The 21,504-nt window shown below is 41.2% G+C and carries 26 protein-coding genes and 1 pseudogene; 15 read left to right on the top strand and 12 right to left on the bottom strand.

Features of this window, described 5'->3' with window-relative positions; all coding sequences use genetic code 11:
• Positions 1-6: 6 nt before the first annotated feature.
• The 3 genes from KKB09_02840 to KKB09_02850 form a co-directional block, all read right to left on the bottom strand.
• Positions 7-987 (bottom strand): hypothetical protein, encoded by a 981-nt coding sequence (locus KKB09_02840; protein MBU4300133.1) that lies wholly within the window; start codon positions 985-987, stop codon positions 7-9.
• 179 nt (positions 988-1,166) lie between these two features.
• Positions 1,167-1,943, bottom strand: coding sequence for a nucleotidyltransferase family protein (locus tag KKB09_02845; GenBank protein ID MBU4300134.1), 777 nt, complete (start codon positions 1,941-1,943; stop codon positions 1,167-1,169).
• A gap of 37 nt (positions 1,944-1,980) precedes the next feature.
• Entirely contained in the window at positions 1,981-2,925 is a 945-nt protein-coding gene (locus tag KKB09_02850; protein ID MBU4300135.1) for a hypothetical protein, read from the bottom strand.
• A gap of 196 nt (positions 2,926-3,121) precedes the next feature.
• Between KKB09_02850 and glmS the strand changes: the two genes are divergently transcribed.
• The 11 genes and pseudogenes from glmS to KKB09_02905 all read left to right on the top strand — a co-directional run bounded on the left by glmS (position 3,122) and on the right by KKB09_02905 (position 11,726).
• Positions 3,122-4,882 (top strand): glutamine--fructose-6-phosphate transaminase (isomerizing), encoded by a 1,761-nt coding sequence (gene glmS, locus KKB09_02855; GenBank protein ID MBU4300136.1) that lies wholly within the window; start codon positions 3,122-3,124, stop codon positions 4,880-4,882.
• Between the two features lie 17 nt (positions 4,883-4,899).
• Positions 4,900-5,148 carry a hypothetical protein gene (locus KKB09_02860; GenBank protein ID MBU4300137.1) on the top strand — a complete coding sequence of 83 codons (249 nt, stop codon included), beginning with the start codon at positions 4,900-4,902 and terminating at the stop codon, positions 5,146-5,148.
• 4 nt (positions 5,149-5,152) lie between these two features.
• Positions 5,153-6,475 (top strand): phosphoglycerate kinase, encoded by a 1,323-nt coding sequence (gene pgk / locus KKB09_02865; protein MBU4300138.1) that lies wholly within the window; start codon positions 5,153-5,155, stop codon positions 6,473-6,475.
• Between the two features lie 50 nt (positions 6,476-6,525).
• Positions 6,526-6,813 (top strand): nucleotidyltransferase family protein, encoded by a 288-nt coding sequence (locus KKB09_02870; protein ID MBU4300139.1) that lies wholly within the window; start codon positions 6,526-6,528, stop codon positions 6,811-6,813.
• Complete coding sequence (locus tag KKB09_02875) at positions 6,810-7,181, top strand: DUF86 domain-containing protein (protein ID MBU4300140.1); 372 nt, start codon at positions 6,810-6,812, stop codon at positions 7,179-7,181. The genes KKB09_02870 and KKB09_02875 overlap by 4 nt, the downstream gene beginning before the upstream one ends.
• Positions 7,182-7,190: 9 nt before the next feature.
• Complete coding sequence (locus tag KKB09_02880; protein ID MBU4300141.1) at positions 7,191-7,679, top strand: asparaginase; 489 nt, start codon at positions 7,191-7,193, stop codon at positions 7,677-7,679.
• Between the two features lie 10 nt (positions 7,680-7,689).
• Entirely contained in the window at positions 7,690-8,712 is a 1,023-nt protein-coding gene (locus KKB09_02885) for a type II glyceraldehyde-3-phosphate dehydrogenase (GenBank protein MBU4300142.1), read from the top strand.
• A 200-nt stretch (positions 8,713-8,912) separates the two neighbouring features.
• A pseudogene (gene porA / locus KKB09_02890) lies at positions 8,913-10,091 on the top strand (pyruvate ferredoxin oxidoreductase).
• A 60-nt stretch (positions 10,092-10,151) separates the two neighbouring features.
• Positions 10,152-10,427 carry a hypothetical protein gene (locus KKB09_02895; protein ID MBU4300143.1) on the top strand — a complete coding sequence of 92 codons (276 nt, stop codon included), beginning with the start codon at positions 10,152-10,154 and terminating at the stop codon, positions 10,425-10,427.
• Positions 10,428-10,554: 127 nt separating this feature from the next.
• Positions 10,555-10,800: a hypothetical protein gene (locus KKB09_02900; protein MBU4300144.1), complete on the top strand. Its 246-nt coding sequence runs from the start codon at positions 10,555-10,557 to the stop codon at positions 10,798-10,800.
• Between the two features lie 26 nt (positions 10,801-10,826).
• A complete protein-coding gene (locus tag KKB09_02905; protein ID MBU4300145.1) occupies positions 10,827-11,726 on the top strand; it encodes a pyruvate synthase subunit beta in 900 nt (299 codons plus the stop codon).
• Between the two features lie 26 nt (positions 11,727-11,752).
• Here KKB09_02905 and KKB09_02910 read toward each other — a convergent pair whose 3' ends face one another.
• The 4 genes from KKB09_02910 to KKB09_02925 all read right to left on the bottom strand — a co-directional run bounded on the left by KKB09_02910 (position 11,753) and on the right by KKB09_02925 (position 14,938).
• Positions 11,753-12,217 (bottom strand): NUDIX domain-containing protein, encoded by a 465-nt coding sequence (locus KKB09_02910; GenBank protein MBU4300146.1) that lies wholly within the window; start codon positions 12,215-12,217, stop codon positions 11,753-11,755.
• Between the two features lie 9 nt (positions 12,218-12,226).
• Positions 12,227-13,897, bottom strand: coding sequence for a hypothetical protein (locus KKB09_02915; protein ID MBU4300147.1), 1,671 nt, complete (start codon positions 13,895-13,897; stop codon positions 12,227-12,229).
• Positions 13,898-13,947: 50 nt separating this feature from the next.
• Entirely contained in the window at positions 13,948-14,295 is a 348-nt protein-coding gene (locus tag KKB09_02920) for a transcription factor S (GenBank protein ID MBU4300148.1), read from the bottom strand.
• A gap of 190 nt (positions 14,296-14,485) precedes the next feature.
• Positions 14,486-14,938 carry a signal peptidase I gene (locus KKB09_02925; GenBank protein MBU4300149.1) on the bottom strand — a complete coding sequence of 151 codons (453 nt, stop codon included), beginning with the start codon at positions 14,936-14,938 and terminating at the stop codon, positions 14,486-14,488.
• Between the two features lie 124 nt (positions 14,939-15,062).
• Here KKB09_02925 and rnz point away from each other — a divergent pair, with 124 nt between their 5' ends.
• Positions 15,063-15,977 (top strand): ribonuclease Z, encoded by a 915-nt coding sequence (gene rnz, locus KKB09_02930; GenBank protein ID MBU4300150.1) that lies wholly within the window; start codon positions 15,063-15,065, stop codon positions 15,975-15,977.
• Here rnz and KKB09_02935 read toward each other — a convergent pair.
• Positions 15,970-16,383: a hypothetical protein gene (locus KKB09_02935; GenBank protein MBU4300151.1), complete on the bottom strand. Its 414-nt coding sequence runs from the start codon at positions 16,381-16,383 to the stop codon at positions 15,970-15,972. The genes rnz and KKB09_02935 overlap by 8 nt on opposite strands.
• A gap of 85 nt (positions 16,384-16,468) precedes the next feature.
• On the opposite strand from KKB09_02935, the gene KKB09_02940 reads away from it, so the two are divergent.
• The 3 genes from KKB09_02940 (at position 16,469) to KKB09_02950 (ending at position 18,813) form a co-directional block, all read left to right on the top strand.
• Positions 16,469-16,801: an OB-fold nucleic acid binding domain-containing protein gene (locus KKB09_02940; GenBank protein ID MBU4300152.1), complete on the top strand. Its 333-nt coding sequence runs from the start codon at positions 16,469-16,471 to the stop codon at positions 16,799-16,801.
• 18 nt (positions 16,802-16,819) lie between these two features.
• On the top strand, positions 16,820-17,617 hold the full coding sequence (pcn, locus tag KKB09_02945; GenBank protein MBU4300153.1) for a proliferating cell nuclear antigen (pcna): 798 nt from the start codon (positions 16,820-16,822) through the stop codon (positions 17,615-17,617).
• 113 nt (positions 17,618-17,730) lie between these two features.
• Entirely contained in the window at positions 17,731-18,813 is a 1,083-nt protein-coding gene (locus KKB09_02950) for a type I restriction enzyme HsdR N-terminal domain-containing protein (GenBank protein ID MBU4300154.1), read from the top strand.
• Between the two features lie 116 nt (positions 18,814-18,929).
• Here the strand turns inward: KKB09_02950 and KKB09_02955 are convergent, their stop codons facing one another.
• The 4 genes from KKB09_02955 to cca form a co-directional block, all read right to left on the bottom strand.
• A complete protein-coding gene (locus tag KKB09_02955; protein MBU4300155.1) occupies positions 18,930-19,190 on the bottom strand; it encodes a type II toxin-antitoxin system YafQ family toxin in 261 nt (86 codons plus the stop codon).
• An 18-nt stretch (positions 19,191-19,208) separates the two neighbouring features.
• On the bottom strand, positions 19,209-19,463 hold the full coding sequence (locus tag KKB09_02960) for a hypothetical protein (protein ID MBU4300156.1): 255 nt from the start codon (positions 19,461-19,463) through the stop codon (positions 19,209-19,211).
• Positions 19,464-19,570: 107 nt separating this feature from the next.
• Positions 19,571-19,996, bottom strand: coding sequence for an NUDIX domain-containing protein (locus KKB09_02965; GenBank protein ID MBU4300157.1), 426 nt, complete (start codon positions 19,994-19,996; stop codon positions 19,571-19,573).
• Positions 19,997-20,049: 53 nt separating this feature from the next.
• Positions 20,050-21,462: a CCA tRNA nucleotidyltransferase gene (gene cca, locus KKB09_02970; GenBank protein MBU4300158.1), complete on the bottom strand. Its 1,413-nt coding sequence runs from the start codon at positions 21,460-21,462 to the stop codon at positions 20,050-20,052.
• Between the last annotated feature and the right edge of the window lie 42 nt (positions 21,463-21,504).

The raw sequence follows: 21,504 nt of genomic DNA on the forward strand, positions 1-21,504 counted from the left end.
TGGAACTCATTCAAAGCCTAACAATTTTTTAAGCGGTATCAAATGATCTCCGTCTGTAATATACGGGCTTGGAGCCATAGACAATTCCTCGCGCAAACCGTCGATTTTTAGGTGGACTTTATTTCCAGAAACATGCATCGTGGCTTGGTAAGAATTAAATTTCTCATCATCAGTTAATTCCTTTTCCACTCTTCCGTCAATTGTGTGTTTCAATCGAGTTCTGACTTTGAGCACACCGTTTGTCGCGACAGCCAGCTCCTTATTGTCTTTTGCCACCCTGTTTTTTGAATTATATCCTATATCGAGATAAAATAATCCGCTCCTGCCGATATTTAGCTCTTTTGTCACATGCCCGGGAGCCATAATAATTTCTAAATAAAAATCATCTTCATCAAATCCAACACCTACAGAACTAACGACGCCATCCCATCGATCGTCCGGGGTTCCCGTATACGAAAAAACATTTTTATACACAACATCCAAATTAAACGGTTCATTTACGTCAATTGAACCTGCATTTGAGGCAATATTTGAAACAGTATCTGTATTTTTCATAATCGGATTATCAAGTGCTTTAATTGTAGTGGTTGGCTGTACGGTGTGCGTCGGCGCCGGTGTATCGCTGTCACAGTAATTTATTTGCGATGTTGCGGCATCAGAACTTACGCAGCCTGAAAGCGCGGCTGTGGCTATCAAAGCTGCAACAGTGTAAATTCCAAGTTTTATAGCATCTTCAAGTCCTGCTTTAGCAGCAGAATCTCCAAGAAAATTATTAAGCGGCCCGAACTGTATCTTATAAGCATCCGTAATTTTTCTCGCAATTTCCGCCGCATTCGGCGGTTTCCCTCTCTTCAAAGAAAGTGCGTCAATAACTGGCTGAATATTAAAGTCACGAAGATAGTTATTAGAATTCCATTCCGACGTCTGATTTAACTGTTCCTTATAAATCGCCTGAACGTCAAAAAAGCTCACATAAATCACAACCATATAGTAACGTATCACGCCTTACGAGTTATGACAATACGAAATATTAGCTATAAAGATATATAAATCTTTGTGCGCCTGTTGCCGACACAAAATGAACTGTATAATACCTCAGAACTAAAGAAAACTACTTGTGCAGTTTATCAAATATCAAAAGAGTAAAACACAGCCTTGAAGGTCTATTAAACCGTGCCGTTATTTGAGCCTTTTATACCGAGCGCTTTTTCCGCCTGCCTGAACTCTTTTTCCTCATTTATCGGAATCCAGCTTTCGTAGGGTATTGTGAAGCTGTATAGAACTCTTCGCCTCACAAGCTCGGGCACTACAACATCTTCAAAATCAATCGGCTTTTTTGACATATCGACAAACTTGTCAATAATCTCATAGACATGTGGCTCAAGAACATAAATCGCAACATTTGCCGGCATCATAACAGGGGGCTTTTCCTCAAAACTTATGACGAATCCTTCATCATCTGTATTGACAACGCCGTAGCGGTATATTGTTTTATTCACCCGCACAACAGTTGAAAGGCATCCTTTCTCCTTTCCAACCATATGGCGCCTGAGGAGCTGTTTTGGAAAGTCTTTATTTAGAATCAAATCATCCGGATAGGTTATTATGCATGCCTTTTTTCGATCTATCACTCCAATATCAAGCCCTTGTTTTATTGCGCCAGCTTTCCCGAGCTTTTCTTTCTCAAGAGAATATTTTACAGTTATTCCAAATTTTGAGCCATCGCCAACATAATCTTTGAGCTGGTCGCCGCCATGTCCTAGGAGCAAAACAAAATCCTTAAAGCCGTTTTTTGAAAAAAGCTCGATGCAGTAATCAATTATAGGCTTGTCGCCGAGCTTAAGAAGAGCTTTTGGAATGGCATCATGAGTCCTGTGCCTTAGGCGCTCGCCCATTCCGCCGGCAATCAAAACAACCTGTATAGTTGACGCATCAGAATTCATAGTATTTTATGGGCGCAAAGATATATAAAAATATGATTTATTCCAGCACTCTCACGCTGTCAACTTTTCCGTCACCGTCAAGATCAAGCCCTTGCACAACGCAACCCCAGTTATCTTCTCCGGAATATTTCTCAAATATAGCCTCAAAATGCCTTGTCAGGCCAAGAACTGCCGCCTTTGTTCCTGCAAACCTGATTCCTGCAATTACCATTATACTTTTTTCGCGCTCAAACGGGCTTGCGATTTTTGCGATTATTCCGCAGGTGTCTTCAATATAACTTTTGCCGGTCTTTTCTGAAATTATTTTCCTGAACGGAAAGTTCTCGGTATCAAAGCGCACAGGAAGGTATTTGTTCACTTCAGCAGTTATCACATTTGTAAGGACACCACCGACAAGAATCATGTTCTGGTTATACTTGTTTTCCGCCCGCACATCAACATCAAGCTTTGTTACAAACTCGCTCGGAATTGAGGAATACTGCCCGAGAAGAAGCGCGAGATCTATCCCATAATGCCCGTCGCGCGACCTTACCTGATGCAGGCCATGAGGATCCGGCGCGCCGACAACAACATATGAGTTTAAAGCCCCGGCATTTATAAACGGGTAAAGGAACTGCTTAAGCTTCGGATTTTCTTTCCTAAATGGAATCTCAGCAAGCGATTCTTCACCGTATGGAAGCTCGATTGCAAACGCGCTTTCTGTAGGCGCGTAATATTTTGCAAGAGCTCCTCCGCGCTCAGACTTGCTCTTCACTTCCACAATCTTTTCGCGCTCCATTCTGCGGATGTGATAGTAAACCAGCTGCTCGTGAATTCTAAGGCGTTTTGCAAGCTCTGCGGGATACGACGGCCGTTCGGCAAGGCCAAAAAGAATCTTTCGGGCCGTAGCGTTAGCTATACTCTTTATACCTTCGGCGCCGGTTATGATTCGCGCGCTTTTGATATAATACTTATCATTTTTTTCTGTTACAAGGAATACCATACTAAAACCAATATTATAATAGTATAAGTAAATTTATATATTTTTTGCGCAAGTTTATTGGAATTTCACATGTTTTTAAACCAAATTGTAAAAAATATATAATAATACTAAAAAAAAATTATTAGAAAGATATATATTATAAAGAAGGTTATCGTGCTAAGCAATTGATAAATAATTCTTTAACTGGAGTTTTGATATGTGCGGAATAATCGGATATTCGGGAAAAGAAAATGCAAAGGGAAGAATATTCGAGTGCCTTAAAAAGCTTGACTACCGCGGATATGATTCCTGGGGCATTGCAGTTGCATATAAGAGCGAAATTATTGTCGCAAAAAAGGCAGGACGACTGCCTGAAAAAAACAGCGAAATCAACCTCCCAAATGCGAATATGGGTGTAGGGCATACAAGATGGGCTACGCATGGCGGAGTTACTGAAAAAAACGCGCACCCGCACCTGTCAAACAACGGAAAAATCGCTGTCGTGCATAACGGAATTATCGAGAATTTCGAAAAACAAAAAGAATTTCTTAAAAGCAAAGGATTCATTTTTAATTCTGAAACAGACACTGAAACAATACCCAACACAATCGAATATCATATGGGGCGCGGTTATGACTTCATAGAAGCCGCAAAACGATCGCTTAGGCATCTTGAAGGGCAGTATGCTGTGATTGCCATGGATGGTGAGGGCAAAATGGTCGCAGTAAGAAAAGAAGCGCCACTTGTTGCAGGTATTGGTAAAGACGAATATTTTTTTGCATCAGATGTAACTGCTTTTCTTGAGCACACAAAAGACGCAATATTTCTTGAGGAAAATGAAATGGCGATAATCGAGGGAAGCTTTCAGATATTCAACATGCAGAAGAATGTTTTTGTAGAACGGAATATATCTAAAATCGAATGGGATGCCGAGCAGGCAAAAAAAGGAGATTTCGATCACTTCTTCCTGAAAGAAATAATGGAGCAGGCGAACGTAATAGAGCGGATATCGAAAATAGATCCGAAACTAATAAAAGAAATTGCTGACGAAATAAAAAAGGCAAACGGAGTATATATTGTTGCCTGCGGAACTGCATCATATGCATGCCTTCACGGCCTCTACACATTCTCAAAAATTGCAAAAAAGCACATAAATTTCTGCGTTGCCTCCGAGTTCCAGCATTTCAAGCATTTTCTTACGGATAAGAGCCTTATAATAGCAGTTTCCCAAAGCGGAGAGACTGCAGACACGCTTTGTGCCATAAGGGCTGCAAAATCAATGGGTGCAAAAGTCGTATCAATAACAAATTCTATGGGATCTTCTCTTATGCGGGAATCACACAAATCGATACTGCAAAAAGCAGGCCCTGAAATCGCAGTAAACTCAACAAAAGCATACACTTCGCAGCTCGCTCTTCTTGGCCTGATAGCATACGAGCTTGCAGGAAATCTGGATGAAGGCATCGCTAAGCTTAACGAGCTTTCAAAAGACATATTTTACCTTACATCTGAGAACGCGCGAAAATTCGTAAAAACACTTGCAGAAAAACTGAAAGACCATGAGCACATATATCTTGTCGGTCGAGGCATGCAGTATCCTACAGCTCTTGAAGCTGCACACAAAATAAAGGAAGTTTCTTACATACATGCAGAGGCATTTGCCGCAGGTGAGCTGAAGCACGGACCTAACGCACTGATAACAAAAGGAACACCGTATGTGATTTTTACTGCAGATGAAAACGAAAAGGAAATAATATCGAGCGCGATGGAGGTAAAGGCGCGCGGAGCATATGTGATAGGCGTCGGCCCGAAAAACAACGACGTCTTTGATTATTTCATAAAGGTCCGCGAAGCAGGCGACTTCAATTCAATAGTCCAGATAATTCCTATGCAAATTTTGTCGTATCAGTTGGCGCTGTTACGCGGGTGCGACCCGGACAAGCCAAGGAATCTGGCGAAAAGTGTGACTGTAAAATAAAAATGGAGGGTGAATCTATGGCACAAACATATAGGGAAATTGCAGGAATACTACCGAGTGATGCGGTCCTTAATGGCCCCAACAAAATATATGCAATAACGCCGAAGAAATTAAAAGGACTATCCAACGACGCAAAGAATATGTTAACCTCTTTTGGAATGGTTCCAAAAGACGAAATAAAAAAAATCGATGACGATAATAACCACACATCTCCTGTAAATATTACAATCACGCCATCATATATACGCGAACATTATGGAGAGTAATTTTATGAAACTCAAAAAACCTAATCTAAAAGGGAAAAACGTATTCCACAAAGTGGACATGAATTCGTCATTTGACAAAAATACGGGGCAGTTCAAGGACATCTCAAAAATCCGCGAGGCTGCGCTGTCGATAAAATACGCGCTTGACTGCGGCGCAAGAACAGTCATTGTCGCTTCGCATCAGGGAGACCGCGACAAAGCAGAAAGCCTAAAAAACCATGTTGAGGTCCTGCAATTGCACCTTCCGCAGGAAAGAATCACTTTCGCAGGAAAGCGGTGCGGAGACGATATTGCAGAAATGGTAAAAAATGCGCGAGATGGTGAAATCATAGTTCTTGAAAACACGCGGCTTGAAGACGAAGAATGGGCCGCGCCGCATCCCACACAGACAAAAATGTATTCAATGCTGAAAAAAATCCCGGACCTCAATGCAATAAAGGATGATCCTGCATCGCATAGAAAAGAGCTCTGCTCATTCACTATCTTAGAGCATTTGAGCAGCGAAGGAGTGCCGGTTTATGGCGGTCCGCTGCTTCACAATGACGTAAAAATGGCGGCAAAGGCGTGCGCAATGCTTGAGAAAAAAGGTGGAATTCTTCTTATCGGAGGCAGGAAGCTGGCAGACCAGCTTGAGCTAATTCCGCAGATTCTTGAAAAGTTCCCGAAAACAGACGCTCTGCTTGGTGGCCTTCTTTCAGTGCATATGGAAAAAGCGCTGGGAAAAAATCTTGGCCCGAACAACGAGCTTTTGCGCGACAAAGACAACCTGAAAAGCGATGAAACTGAAATGCTAAAAAAGGCTGTTGAGATAATGAATAAATTCAAAGGACGCATAGTATTGCCGCAAGATTATTTTATCAAAACTGACGACACATTACTGAATGTGCCTGTCAACGAAATACATAATGGAAAGGTCATTGACATCGGCATAAAGACAATCATAGACTACAAGCGAAGGATAGAGGCGCGCAGAAAAACAAGCGTCATGATAAACGGAGCGATGGGGCATTACGAATCCGCAAAATTCATGACAGGCCCGGGATTTGTCGGCGGCGCAGAAGTCTATTCCGCTGCATTCGACATAGAGAACAAACACTTTGTAATGTGCTTTGGCGGAGATTCTACTGCAATTGTGAACAAGCTCGGATTTGTCCCGAACATGCACAGCTCATCAGGAAAGGCATTTTTCAAGCGCATTGTCTACGGCCCGCATTTTGACTGCAAGTTTATTTTCCAGAATAATGGATGCAATGGAAATAATAAAAACGGCGTGAATGGAAATAAAGGCGTCGACGCAAATAAGAAAATACAAAAAACAACTGATTGAGATATAAATAAGGCGCACTAATATAATATAAATACCATTATGGTGATTCAATGGACAAAAAAATCCAGGATATCAAAGCTCAATTAGTACCGATCCTAAAACAAAACAACGTCTTAAAAGCCGGAATTTTTGGCTCTTTTGCGCGCGGAGAGCAAAAAAAGTCAAGCGATATTGACATATTGATTAAATTCAAGGAAGGTAAAAGCCTGCTTGACCTTGCAAGACTTGAGCTTATGCTCGAAAAAAAACTCGGAAGAAAAGTCGACTTAATAACTTACGACTCCCTTCACCCTTTGATAAAAGACAAAATTCTAAAGGAGGAGATTCAAGTCATATGAATAAAGAGCCTCTTGTTTTCGTTAAGCATATTCAGGAAAGCATGGAAAAAATCGAAAAATCTGCAAAAGAGCTTTCAAGAGAAGATTTTCTTAATTCCGAGGAAACTCAGGATGCGACCATAAGGCGACTTGAAATTATCGGCGAAGCTGCAAAAAACTTACCGGAAGAATTTCGAAAAAAACATCCAGAAATTCCGTGGAGTGAAATAATAAGGACGCGCGACAAGCTCATTCACGGATATTTTGGAGTGGATATTAACCTCACTTACGATATTGTAAAAAATGATTTGCCCGCATTAAAAGAAAAAGTAAAGCAAATTCTTGAAAAGGACAGTATTGGCAAAAATGACTTAAAGCCGTCAAAATGAGGTGCTAACGTGAAACTAGTGTTTATTCAAACCGGCGGAACAATAGATAAAGATTATCCAAAAACAACAAAAGGATATGTTTTTGAAATCTCAGAGCCCGCAATAAAAAGAATAGTGCAACGAGTTGCGCCCAACTTTGATTTTGAAATTGTTTCGGTCTTAAAAAAAGATAGTTTAGACATTACTGAAGCGGATAGGATTAAAATATCTAAAACATGCCAAGAGGTAATGGCCGATAAAATAATCATCACTCATGGAACCGATACGATGATAGAAACCGCAAAGGCGTTGAGCAATATAAAAAATAAAGTCATAATTTTGACAGGTGCCGCAAGACCTGAAAAATTTTCTGATTCTGACGCATCGTTTAATTTAGGCGTGGCTATCGGAGCAGCAAACGTTCTTAAAAAAGGTATCTATATCGCTATGAATGGTAGAATTTATCCTTGGAATAATGTCAAACGAAAGTTAGAAACAGGACAATTTATTGATTATTAATGTGATTCCTATGATACGAGTAGGCATAAACGGCTTTGGAACAATCGGAAAAAGAGTGGCAGACGCTGTTGCGCTGCAGGATGACATGAAAGTTGTCGGTGTTGTCAAGACGCGCCCGACATTCGAGGCGAAACTCGCGCAAAGAAAGAATTATCCGCTTTTTACAAATGTCAAGGAAAATATTCCTGCATTTGAGTCCGCAGGATTAAAAGTCGAAGGAACGCTTGAAAATCTTCTGGATAATTGCGACGTGATTGTTGACTGCACTCCTGGAAAAGTCGGCGCGATAAACAAGGAAAAACTCTATGCGCCGCGCAAAATCAAGGCAATATTTCAGGGCGGAGAGAAGTCGAATATCGCGGAAATGTCATTTAATGCATCAACTAATTACTCCGCATGCATAGGCAAGAATTTCCTGCGCGTGGTTTCCTGCAACACAACAGGACTCTGCAGGACGCTCGGCGCAATTGACAGAACATTCGGTCTGCAAAAAGTCCGCGCAACAATGATACGCAGAGGCGCAGATTCTGGAGATTCGAAAACAGGCCCGATTAACGCAATAGTTCCCAACCCCCCGACAATCCCGAGCCATCACGGCGCTGATGTCAATACAATCTTGCCGAAACTGGACATTGTAACCGGAGCATTTATTGTACCGACAACATTGATGCATGTACATATGGTAAATGCAATACTGAAAAAAAATACAACTCGCGAGGAAGCAATCGCAGTGCTTGAAAATGCTTCAAGAGTTATCCTTGTAAACGCGTCAGACGGAATTGAATCAACCGCACAGGTGATGGAATACGCGCGAGACCTTGGAAGGCCGCGCGGCGACCTGTTTGAAATCGCAGTCTGGCGCGAAAGCATCAATGTCATAAACGGCAACGAATTGTTCTACATACAGGCAGTGCACCAGGAATGCAATGTTGTGCCCGAGAATGTCGATGCGATACGCGCGATTATGGGCATTGAATCAGACGCGCACAAAAGCATGGAAAAGACGAATAAGAGCTTAATGATTTTGAAATAGGATTTCAAAGAGTTCTTACGTAATATATTACGTAATAATCAATAATACTACGTATCGTATTACGAACATACTAATTACGAAATGACATCATATATTTGCAGAAATACGCCAAATTTAGAGACCGATCAAAGACACATATTTTTCCAAATACATCTTACACCAAGCATAAAAAGATTTTAATCAAATAAAAATACATCATTATGGCAAAAGAAGTATTAGAAGGAAGTAAAGCTGTTGCAGAAATAGTTCGGCTATGTGCGCCAGAAGTGATTGCAGCATATCCAATCACACCGCAAATTCAATAAGTCTCTATTAGGCTTATCGAAGCAGAAACGCATATTGTTGAGGACCTTGCAAAAATGAAAGCCAATGGCACACTCAATGCAGAATATATCGAATCGGAATCGGAATTCTCCGCGCTGTCTTCAATTATCGGAGCATCGGCTGCAGGCGTGCGCGTCTACACGGCAACAAGTTCCCAAGGGCTTGCACTCATGCATGAAGTTCTTTTTGCATCCGCAGGACTGCGCCTACCGCTTGTGATGACTGTCACAAATAGAGCCCTTTCTGCTCCGCTCAGCATCTGGAACGACCACCAGGATTCTATTTCCGAGCGCGACTCAGGCTGGATTCAAATTTATGTTGAAACAAATCAAGAAGCAGTAGACACTCACATACAGGCTTTTAGGATTGCAGAAAATTCCGAAGTACTTCTTCCAATAATGGTGTGCATGGACGGATTTTTCTTGACGCACACTGTTGAGCCGATAGATGTTCCTGAAAAAAAAGATGTTGAAAAATACATTCCGAAATATGTTCCTAAATACGCTACGCTCGATTCCAAAAATCCGAAATCAATCGGCGCATTTGTCTATCCGCAGTTTTATATCAATGCAAAGTATGACAATGATGTTGCGCTAAAGAACTCTGCCAATGAAATAAAAAAAGCAAACAAGGACTTTGAAAAAGCATTCGGAAGAAGATATGGCAACGGGCTTATTGAGGAATACAAAAACGACAGAAAAATCACAATTATTGCAATGGGCTCTGTATGCGGAGCGATACGCGATTGCATTGATATAAGAAAAGATACGGGACTTTTGCGCGTGCGCACTTTTAGGCCTTTCCCGCGCGAAGACATCTTAGAAAATCTTTCAGACAAAGACACTGTGCTTGTGCTTGACAAAGCAGTTTCGCTTGGCAATGCAGGCGCGCTGTTCACCGAAGTCAGAGACGCGCTTTATTCGGCTAAGAAACGACCGAAGGTTGTCGGATTTATTGCAGGGCTTGGCGGAAAGGATATCCGGGTTAATGACATAAACAGCATGATTGACCGCGCGAAAAAGATGAACGACGGCGATATAGAGTGGGTGGAATGAAGATTATTTTTAACTGTGGCAATTATTGCATTAATATTTGCTGCGGGCTGCGTTCAGGAGATGCAACCGCGGACAAGCGACAGGAATCTGGCATACATGGATTGTAAAGATGCGTGCGAATATGATGCCAAAATTGTGCGCGAACAAAATTTATCAGATGGCCCGTGCCTGCTCAATCCCGCAAAAAGTGCAACAGACTGGGTCTGCGACATCGCACATAATCCACGCCTGCCGATTGATGATTTGCCAGAGAATCAGTGCAGCGCGTATCGCGAAGGAAAAGCAAAGCATTTTGTTGAACTGGATAAAAATTGCGAATTAATAAGAGCGGTTTGAAAGCAAGAAAGTAATCAATTGATGTCATGATTGTTTCGGATGATTAAAAATGAATAGGAATTTCAGTCTCGCGATTGTGACGCTGCTCGTGATAGCATCTTTGCTGAGCTATATTTATTTTTGGAATGTGGATGCTAGAAGAGCAGAAATCGGCGCATTATGCACAGATCTTTGCTTGAATAAAAGCAGATTTCTTTTAACAGGCCCGTGTCTTTCAGAAGAAATCGTGCCAGGCTGGACCTGTGATGTCGCGCACAATCCGAGGCAGGAAATAGATAATTTGCCCGAAAATCAGTGCGCAGCATTCAGAAACAGAAGTGTGCGCCATTTTGTGGAAGTGGATGAGAATTGCAAATTAATACGGGCGGTTTAAATAATTATGAAGTTTATTAAAAAGTGATATTCATGCCAAGTACAGATTTAATAACCCCGGGACATCGGACATGCGCGGGCTGCGGACCGGCGATTACAATACGCGAAGTGCTGCGCGCAACAGGCCCTGACGTTATTATCTGCGAAGCCACGGGATGTATGGAAGTAACTACAACACCATATCCTGAAAGTTCCTGGAAAATCCCTTGGATTCATGTGACTTTTGAGAATGCGGCATCAGTTGCTTCTGGAGTAAAAGCGGCTTTGCGAACACAGGGCAACAACCACACGCAAGTCATTGCACTGGGTGGTGATGGCGGAATGGTTGATATAGGATTTGGCGCGGTTTCAGGCGCGCTTGAAAGAAATGAAGACATACTTATTATAACCTATGACAATGAGGCCTATGCAAATACAGGTGTGCAACGTTCCGGTGCAACGCCGTATGGCGCATCTACAACAACATCTCCTGCAGGAACGGATTCAATCGGCAAGCCCGAATGGAAGAAAAACCTGCCTATGATTGCTGCAGCTCACGGATGCAAATATGTTGCCACAGCATCACCAGCATATCCTGCAGATCTTGCAAACAAAGTCAAAAAGGCGCTGTCAATAAAGGGTGTCAAATATATGCACATTCTTTCGCCATGCCCAATTGGATGGCGCACAGAGTCTTCGCAGACAATACAAATTGCAAAATTAGCAGTAACAAGCGGTATGTGGGTTCTTTACGAAATTGAAAACGGGCTCTTTAAGAGAACATTTACGCAAAAAACAATGCCTGTAAAAGAATATCTCGCGCCGCAGGGCAGGTTCAATCACTTAAAAGACGCAGACATCGCAAAGATACAGGAGCATGTTAACAGCGCATGGAATGCACTTGAGAATTTGGAAAAGAGCGGCGTGAATTTGATTAAGATTCTTTAGAAGAGTGATAATCAGCAAAAACAGTTTTATTTAAGATCAAAATATCTATTCAGATAAAATTTGTACATTGCTCCGGTTTGTGAAGGAATCTCCTCTCTAGAATTTATTATTCTCATTGAAGAAAAACGCAGTTCTTCAAGGCTTATTTTTTGATCTGATGAAACGCTTATAGAATATCCTGTCGATAAATCTTGTCGATTATGTTTTGTTGTGAATTTACCGACATACTGCCCTAAAAAGTTCCTTTCTGATGGATTGATTAGCAATCCCACTTCCCGATCTGCAATTCGGATAAGCGTATCGTCTATATTTTCTCCCTTGAGCATTCTTCGTCCGGGTAAAGCCCATACGTTTTGATATGGGGCGACTTTTCTTTTCACAATAACTACGCCTTCATCTCCATATTCAATAACAAGATCAAATGTAGGAATAACAGCCCATTCCAATATTTCGTCAGAAATTTCTTTTGGTATGGCTTTTATATCCACCATAGTTTCAACCTATCCGCATTCCACAACTATCTGCAGTTTCTTGCCGATTGTTTTGCTTGACGCGATTGTGCAGTTATCACCAAACGCGCTTGTTTTATTAGCAGCATTATCCGTATCACTTTTGTCAGAAACTGCTGCTTTACCGCCTTCCACATTCTGTGCGCCCCAGCCAAAAAGCTTTACCTGCTCGCTTTTGGCGTCCACTACTGCAACAGCCTTGAGCACCATGGCCTCCCTTACGCCGGAATAAACAGGCGCGACATAGAAATATCCGTCTTTTATTTTCTTGAAAAGCGGCTGAAGCGCATACCAGTCGCTGTAAAGGCTGATCTCGCCGCGCACGTCATCAAGCGCGCGTTCAGGACCGATAAGGCCGAGAGTTCGGGTGTCGTAAATCTTCGCAGTTCCATAATCTTTTCCATCTGCTTGAATTTCAATATACTGCGTTATTGCTTTTCTCGTTCTGCCCTCGGGCTCAAGCTGGAGCAGTCCGTACGTCCTTCCAGTGTCCTTGTCATACTGGAAATACATGTTGCGCGCAAGCTCAAAGACATTCTCATGCTGTAAGTAGTAGTTTAAAAATCCCTTCCATGAGGCATATTTTGCCCAGACTGCCGCGCGCTCCTCTGAATAGTCTTCATCAATTAATACTTGCCCTTCAAGAAGCCACTTCGGAGCATTTCCACTCCTAATCTCGGCTTCGGAATAAAATGTTACGACACCATTATTGTTAAGCACTACAATTCCGACTTGCTCAGTGTAAAATTTGACTATGAATTTTGTCGGATAGCGCATTTTTACAGGCGCAAACCACACAGGACTGCCTTCGGAATCATGCGTAAAAACTGTGTCCCCGTAAGTGAAAAATGGATACTTCATCCAGTACTTTGTCTTTACATCGCGTATTTTTCCTGTTGCAATCTGGTATGCAAGAGATACAAAATCTCTGCGCTCTTCGGAGAATTCGATGTTTTCATTAATCTTTTTTCGGTCAGACGGGTTCTGCGCATTTACTATTATGTATGCCGGCGATGGCTCGCCATTATTTGCAAGGCGCGCAGGCTCATAAGCCATTACCCAATAAAGCGTATTATTTATAGAATAAATTCCATCCCAATCACTTGACAGAGACCATCCGGTTTCAGTAACCATTGTCTTTGGAACCTGAAGCGCATATTCCTGCGAAACAAGCCGCATATTCTGAATATCCTCCCATTTTATGTCCAAAACGAGCGTTGACTTTGCATCCTCTACAATAACTGTGTCTGAACCGCGCATTTTATACCAGTCGACTTCAAGAGGCGGAGCAAAAATCAATGTTGTTATTCCAAGAAAAATCAGTATTGCGATAGTTCCTGCAAATAGTTTTGGGTGCGCGAATTTCAGGCGTGTTGGAGGCGTTTCCTCATCCATGAGATGAATACGTTTAATGCCCTTTCGAAGTCCGGTAATTTTTATCCCTTCCGCAATAAGGCGGAAGAAACCCGCAAATACGAGGCTTCCGATAGGGCTTGCAGTAACTAATATCGCGCCAACAAACCAAGATAGAATGATATTCTCTAAATGGCCGCGTTTAACGAGCCCTCTTAAAAGCCCAAAAACAGCAATAGAACCAACAAGGAATGCCCATAGTGTATAAAACCCTAAAAAACCAAGGTTTGTGAATAATTCAAGCCACATAAAGCTCATTTGTTTTCTATATTTAAATAGCTCGTTGTGGCTTGTTTAGTTTAACTATATTCTCTCCACGTCTTCTGGCATGAAGTGCATCTATAGAATCGTGTTTCCGGCTCATCAGATGAACGCGTCTGCTGCGTCCACCATACAGCCTCGTTGTGCTTGCATTCGGGGCAATCTATTTTGGTAAGTGGCAATATTCTTGATTTTTTATCGCCAATAACCGGAATTACATCACCTAAATCATGCAACATTTTCTCATGAATTACGCCTGAAGCTTTGGCTTTCGGATTTATGTTCTCTGCCTTTGCGCTTTTTCCGCATTTTTTGCAGACTAATATCGTCTTTGCGCCGTCCTTTTGAGGCATCATCAATATTCCGCATTTGTCGCACAGTTTCATATAATCCATCTCTGAACCATTAAATTTTATAAACATATTTAAAATCCTAGAGCGTCCGTTCGCTTCATTCTCGGCTTTTTTAGGCTTTCCTAAAAGCCTAAAAAATCCTTTCGCTATCACTCTAGGCTTTTCTTGGATTAAAATCCAAGAAAATCCGTTCATTTGCTAATTCTCGGCTTTTTTGGGTTTCTCAGAAACCCAAAAAATCTTTAAGCAGAAGCCTTGGATAACCAAGAAAAGGAATGCGCAAAATCATTTTCCCGCGCACCCAATCGGCAGGAATATCCCATGGATCCGGACCTGTATTCGCATCCCCCCAAGTATTGATTGTTTCGTCACTATTGATCTTCCACACGCGATGTACTATGAGCTGCTGCCTGTTTGGCTGATAATACACAATAATCGTGCCATTTTCCCGACCGGCAGCCATTTCACTCGTCTCTATTCCTTTGAGCACAAGAAGGTCACCGCGCGTGAGCGTCGGCACCATCGAATATGAAACTACAGTAACTATAGGATTTTTTGTATCCAATACCGCGCCCAAAACAGTATAAGATGCCACTGCAAGCACAATTCCGAGGATAAGGTATTTTACGGTCTCAATAAACTCTTTTGCAGCAGGGCTTTGTAAAAATTTTGCCATGAACTCACAAAACTGTCTATTCTCAAATAATCTTTATATAACCGTAAAAAAAGCATCATAAAAAATAAGACAAACAACGAAAACAGAAATAAAGCATTTAATAGGCTGCAAACAAATTATATGAATGATAAAAGTAGTATTTCTCGGCACATCTTCAGGAGTCCCTACAAGAGAGCGCAGCCTGCCAGCAATTTTTTTGATGCATGAAAGCGAGCGCCTGCTTTTCGACTGCGGTGAAGGAACTCAACGCCAGCTGATGTCCGACAAGCTGAAATTCATGAAAATAAACAGAATTTTCATTACGCATTGGCATGCAGACCATTTTGCAGGGCTTCTCGGACTTGTGCAAACAATGTCTCTTGAAAACCGCGCAGAACCGCTTTATATCTACGGCCCGCAAAGGACTGACGAATTTGTCGAACGGCTACTCGGAGTCGGTTATTTCTCAAAGTCATTCAAAGTGATTGCGAAAAATGTTGATGAGGGTGAAGAAATAATATGCGACGGCTTCAAAGTACTGCCATTTCGCGTAGAACATAGAGTTCCTGCACTAGGTTATGTTTTCAAAGAAAATAATAAAGTGCGCGCAGATATGGAAAAGGCAGAGAAGTTTGGGCTAAAAACCGGGCCAAAAATCGGCGCGCTCAAAGCCGGAAAAAATGTAGTAATAAACGGAAAAACAGTAAAGCCGGAAGATGTTCTAATAACCGAACAAGGGAAAAAAATAGTATATACCGGCGATACAAAATACAATGAAAATATTGTCAAATTCTCAAAAGATGCGGATTTATTGATAGCCGATTCGACTTTCGGCGAAGAATTTGTGGAACGCGCAGGAGATTTTCGCCACTCGACTGCAAATGATGCTGCAGAAGCTGCAAAAAAAGCCAATGTAAATCAACTGGTTCTGACTCACATAAGCCGGAGATACCAGGATTCCGAAGGAAGCATCCCTGCAAAGAGCTTAGAGGACTCCGCACGCAAAATTTTTAAGAATACTATTCTTGCGCGCGATTTTCTGGAGATTGAAGTTAAATAAATTGACTGTTAATCCTGAAATGTTCCTTTATGGTGAAATAATCCTTGTGGGAAAACGTCACCTCAGGCTTTATGCCGGACAAATTCCGGACCTCTTTTATTCTTTTAATGGTTAAGCCACCCATCAGTATTCTTCTCACTTCGGTGGAATCATCTATTTCCACAGGGATAAGATTGAATGGAAACGGTATTCTCTCCATCTGTTTTAATCTATCAAGCGAAACTGGGTAAGAGCGCGGGGCACCTTCACAATTGGTATAATATGCAATGTTTTCTTCCAGCCCACCATAATACAGGATTTGTTTTTTGACATCCAAGAGCCCTATCTGCCGCGTCGCGTATCCGTCAAAAAAAGAAACATAACTATCGACGACAGGTTTATCACGATCAAAAATATCTGGAGTCATATAAACTCATGCGTATATGAAATATATAAATTTATCGACAACTCCATATACCAACACATTTAAACCTTCGGCGCGCATTAGATATATGGCTTATCAGACCCAGAACATATGCGCAGTCGAGCGCAAAATCAAGGAAATTAATCCTGAAACAGATTCAAAAGTTCGTGTCATAGGCACGGTTCTAAGCAAAACGGAAAACGCATTCATGATTGACGATGGCGAAGGAACGATACAGATATTCGCAGATTCAAAGGCAATGCAAAACGTGGTTGAGCGAAAAATCGTGCGCGTCATAGGGCATATTCTGCCCAATGCAAGCACGTTTGACATAAAGGCGGAAATAGTTCAGGACATGACCGGATTGAATCTTAAGACGCATGAAACTGTCCAAAAACTCTGGAACCGCGAAAATATGTAATGATTTAAGGTGGCTTTAATGAGTGATGATAAAAAGAGCGAAAAGAAAGATGTTTCTGAAAAATCGGCTTTAAAGGCTGTGCTGTCCGATGTAATGCTATTCCGTGATTCTTTAACAGCGATACACGAACTCGTAAACGAGGCGATTTTCAAGGTAAAGGCCGACGGCATTTATCTTACTGCGACAGACCCGACAATGGTTGCGCTTATCGATTACAAGCTCCTATCAAGCGCGTTTGAAACCTATGAGCTCAAGGAAGCCGAGGACATCGGCTTAAATATTGAGAACCTGCTTGCGGTTCTAAAGCGCGCAAAAGCCGGTGAGAAAGTCACTCTTGATTTTGCAAAGGGCGCAAACAAGCTTCTTGTGACAATTGCAGGCGCTTCAACCAGAAAATTCACAATTCCTGTTCTTGATATAGAAAAAGGCGAAGTGCCTGAAATGAGCCTTGATTTCGCCGCAACAATCGAAGTAAAAACAAACGTCCTTGCCGATGGTATTGATGACGCATCCATTGTAACCGACACAGTAATTCTGGGCGCAAGCGCAAATGAATTCACAATGCGCGCAGAAGGCGATTTGAGCAAAGTCGAAATCGCCCTTGAAAAAGGCTCTGCTGATCTGATAGGCATTGAGGCAAAAACAACGGTGTCATCGAAATTCTCGCTCGAGTACCTCAAAAAAATCGTAAAGGGCGCGAAAATCGCAGACACTGCAAAAATACAGCTTGGAAGCGATTATCCGCTGAAAGTTACGTTCCGGGCAGTGGACAACCTGCAAATAACGTATGTGCTCGCGCCAAGGGTTGAGGATTAGGTTTGTGAATCGCAAGTAATCCCAATATTTTACTTAAATGGCACGGCAATGGTATAAAAGTAAATATAACTCCGGCTATGGGGGATTATCACACACAACGAGATGTGAATAAAATGTTAGATACTAAACCAGAAAGAGAAACAATAGCTAATTTTACCAAAGACGATATTGGGACAACTGAAGAGAATGTTAAACAAAAGTTTATGGTCCCACTATTAGTGTTACTAGGACATAAAAGAGAGGATTTAGAATTTGAACATGCTACTCGTAGAGGGCGGATAGATATATTCATTAAAAAGAACGTTCCATCGGAGTGCAAAGTGATAATAGATACTAAAGCATATTATGAAGATTTAAATGAAACTAAATACATTGAGCAACTAAAAGCTTATGCACTTGATGAAAATTCTTTAGTTGCTATTTTAGCTAATGGTCTTGAAATGAGAATATATAGTTTACTTAGGGGTGTTGCTTTCGAGCAATCATTGTTATATTGTATAAAACGCGAGGATATTATTAAAGAGGACACTTGGCAAATATTACTAAATCTTCTCGAAATATCAAACTTAAAGAACCGAAAAGTTCCTGATTATATTAATGAAAGAGAACGTGCAATTAGAGAAACTCTGATGAAAGAAGAAGAAATGATACATGAATTTGATAGCAAAGTTGAAGGCATTCATAGCGATATCGAAAGTAACGAAGAGAAAATAGAAACGTTACAAAAAGAAAAAAATAATTTAGAAAAAGAAATCAGTGAAAAAAGAAATGCTATTTGGGAAAAGTTATCACTGAAACGCTATTCTTTTAAGCAAAATATTGCCACATCTCCGTCAGAACCTCAAGAATCATCTAATCAATATTCTTCCGATCATAGAAAGATGGCTAAGAGGGTTCGTCTTTCAGATCTTGTATCGAATGGATTGATAAAGGATAGGCAAATCCTTCATTTATTCTATCGTCAGCCCATTTCATTAGAAAAAGCTCAGATTGTTGCCGATGAAAATAAATTAAAATATTTGGGTGATGGTAAAAACTACTCTACATCTGAATTAGCACGAACATTATTAAAAAAACATAAATGCATAACTCATAATTACAATGTTCAAGGCCCTCTATATTGGCAAACAGAAGATGGTCAGACAATCAACGAATTAAATGAAAAAATACGGCTGAATAGGGGTGATAGGGAATAATTTGTTGTGCGTAGCAACTCTATGGACACTCCGTATCCTTGTCTCGCTTTCGGCTCGGTCATATAACAGCGGACATACGGCTACGCTTCGCCCAAATAAGAAATGACCCTAGCAAATCATCTTCGGAATATCTTATCGTGATGCTCCAAATCAAGAAATCGGATAATATTTCCGTCAATCCGGAACGTAAGAACAAATGACTTGGCTATATGAACCTCCCTTCTATTTTTCATGTCGTAGCGCAGCGGTTTATAATGCTCGGGACTGGCAAGAATTTCTTCGATTTTCTTCATGCAGATTTCGTATCGCTTCTTGTCCCTTTTGAATAATTTATTGAGTGTTTCCCTTAATTGGTGGTCGTACTCAATTTCATACATTATATCATCCCTTTAAAATCAGAAGCTTTCGATATCTTTCCGCATTTCTTCGACGTTCTTAAATCGGTAAAATTTTCCTGTCTTTTCGATTTTCTCTAACTTCTTAAGATATTCGGGACGGACTTCGTGCACGTCATTGTCTATTACTTCTACTTCGGCTTCGAGCGCATTTACCCTTTTTTTAAGAAGCATAATATCGCTTTGCATCTGCCTCATTACTGCAAGCTCTGGACGCAAACTTTTTCTAAGTATCTTTCCTTCCATACAAATCACAAAATATACTTGGATTTCGGAATTTAAAAAGATGTTTTTTGACTCGTGACGAAAATAGCTCAATTGTCGAAGTTATTCAAAAATCCTTTTACTTCACTGTGCTCATTCTAAGGCTTTTGAACAGAGTTCATAAATTGTTCTGCCTTTTTTAAAATATTCTTCGCATTGTCAAACGTCAGTTTCTTCAGCGCGTCTTCATACGGCAGCCATTCAAAACCGATATGCTCATCAGATATTGTGATGTCGCGCGCGCAAGTCTCTGCCAGAAAGAAGATGACTTCCTTGTGAACTGTCTGGCCCTCGCGCCGGAAGAAATATTCTATTTTCTCGCGAAAGCCAAAGACAAAATTCAGGTCAGTGATGCCGGTTTCCTCGCGCGCCTCGCGCACAACAGTGTCTTTGTCCTGCTCTCCTTTCTCGATTTTGCCCTTGACAAATTCCCAGTGGCCGGACTCATAATGCAAGAGAAGATAAAGCCTTTCTCCGCCATCCATCCTGAAAATCACTGCGCCTCTTGATGATTCTTGCGGAATATTTAGCCACCTCCATTAACCATTTTCTTGTCTCACAGACCAAAAATAATAAATCATCGCAACAAATCCTTCTGAAGGCCGCGCCAGAATTCGCGGCTTTTTATTTTGCCGGCTTTTTTGAATTCAAAAACTTTGAAACCTTTTGATACGGATTCTGCAATTGTGCTCGGAACGCCTGCATCGTGCAGCTTTTTCGCGCTGTTTTTCAAATGCTTCTGGAAAAAGCCAATCGCATCGATATGCTCTCGCGCGGTTTCCGCGGTAAGGAATGTCCCTTCAAGCCATACTTTTTTGTATTTTGAAACAAATCGATCCTGATGCTCTGCCGGATTAAAAACAGAGGGTCCTCGCACCGAAAGATATTTAGGAAGATTTTTTGAGAGAAGCTCAACAGCAATTCCGCATTCAACATCTGCAAATTCCCAAACATCAACAATGTCAAATCCTTCGGACGTCATTGTTTTTGCCATACCTGATGAGAACTTACGAAGCTGTGGATAAAGGATATCATCGATTGCCAGGGGTTTTTTGAATATTACAATAACGAGATCAGTTCCTTTTTCTTTTTGGTGCAAAGCAAACTTTTTTGTATTTATTTTTTCTTCGGGCTTAAAAAAGTATGAAATGCTTGGGCTCTTAAGGAATTTTCTTGCTTTAAAAACGAATGCTGCAATCTTTTTGTGCGACAGCACTGCTGCAACATTGCGGTTTTTGTCTGTCGGGTCAAGAAATATTAATGGCTGATTTTCGAATTTTTTCCTAAGACGCGCATATTCATGCTTCGAAAAATCATGCCGTTTCCCGGCGAGCTTTTCATCCTGCGTCTGAAAATGATCATTAACGTCAAGCACTTCCTGATAATGCCAGTACTGGCTTGCCGCAAGAATATTTTCAAAAGAACCATATTTTATTGCCAGAAGCTCACAAAGATAACCGGAAAAGCCACCAGTCTTTAAGTCCGAACCATAACATCCGTTTGCTTTTAGGAATTTCTTCAGTAAGCGTACGGCATCTGTATTTTTAAGATGCTCGTTAACAAAAGCCTTATGAAACGGCGTTCGGTCAACAGCAGACTGTAGGAGTTCCGCGCGCTCCACTTCATACGCAGGAACGATTTCAATGCGAAAGCTATTTATCACGCCCTTGGTATAAGGGTGTTCAGCATAGCTAATTTGATAATTCTTCGACTTGAATTTCTGAAAAACCGCTTTTCCGATTTCAAGGCCTTTTCTCTCGAGAGTTTCGCGCGCAACATTTTGGCCGAAGAATATAAATATGTCAAGGTCTTTATCACCTGCAAGAAACGTATCTTTTGCAAGAGAGCCCATCAAATCGGCTTGTATAGAGAATTTTTCTCGAATAAATGATTGAATTTCGAGAAACATATAATTCGATTTTTTTCTCTCTGATTCTTTCGGATTTATTTTTTCAAGAACTAACTTGAGAATCTGTGATGAGTCACTCATATTATTTATTAGGATTCGAGATTATATATTCCTGCATATTAT

Source organism: Nanoarchaeota archaeon (assembly GCA_018897155.1).
Taxonomy (GTDB): domain Archaea; phylum EX4484-52; class EX4484-52; order EX4484-52; family LFW-46; genus LFW-46.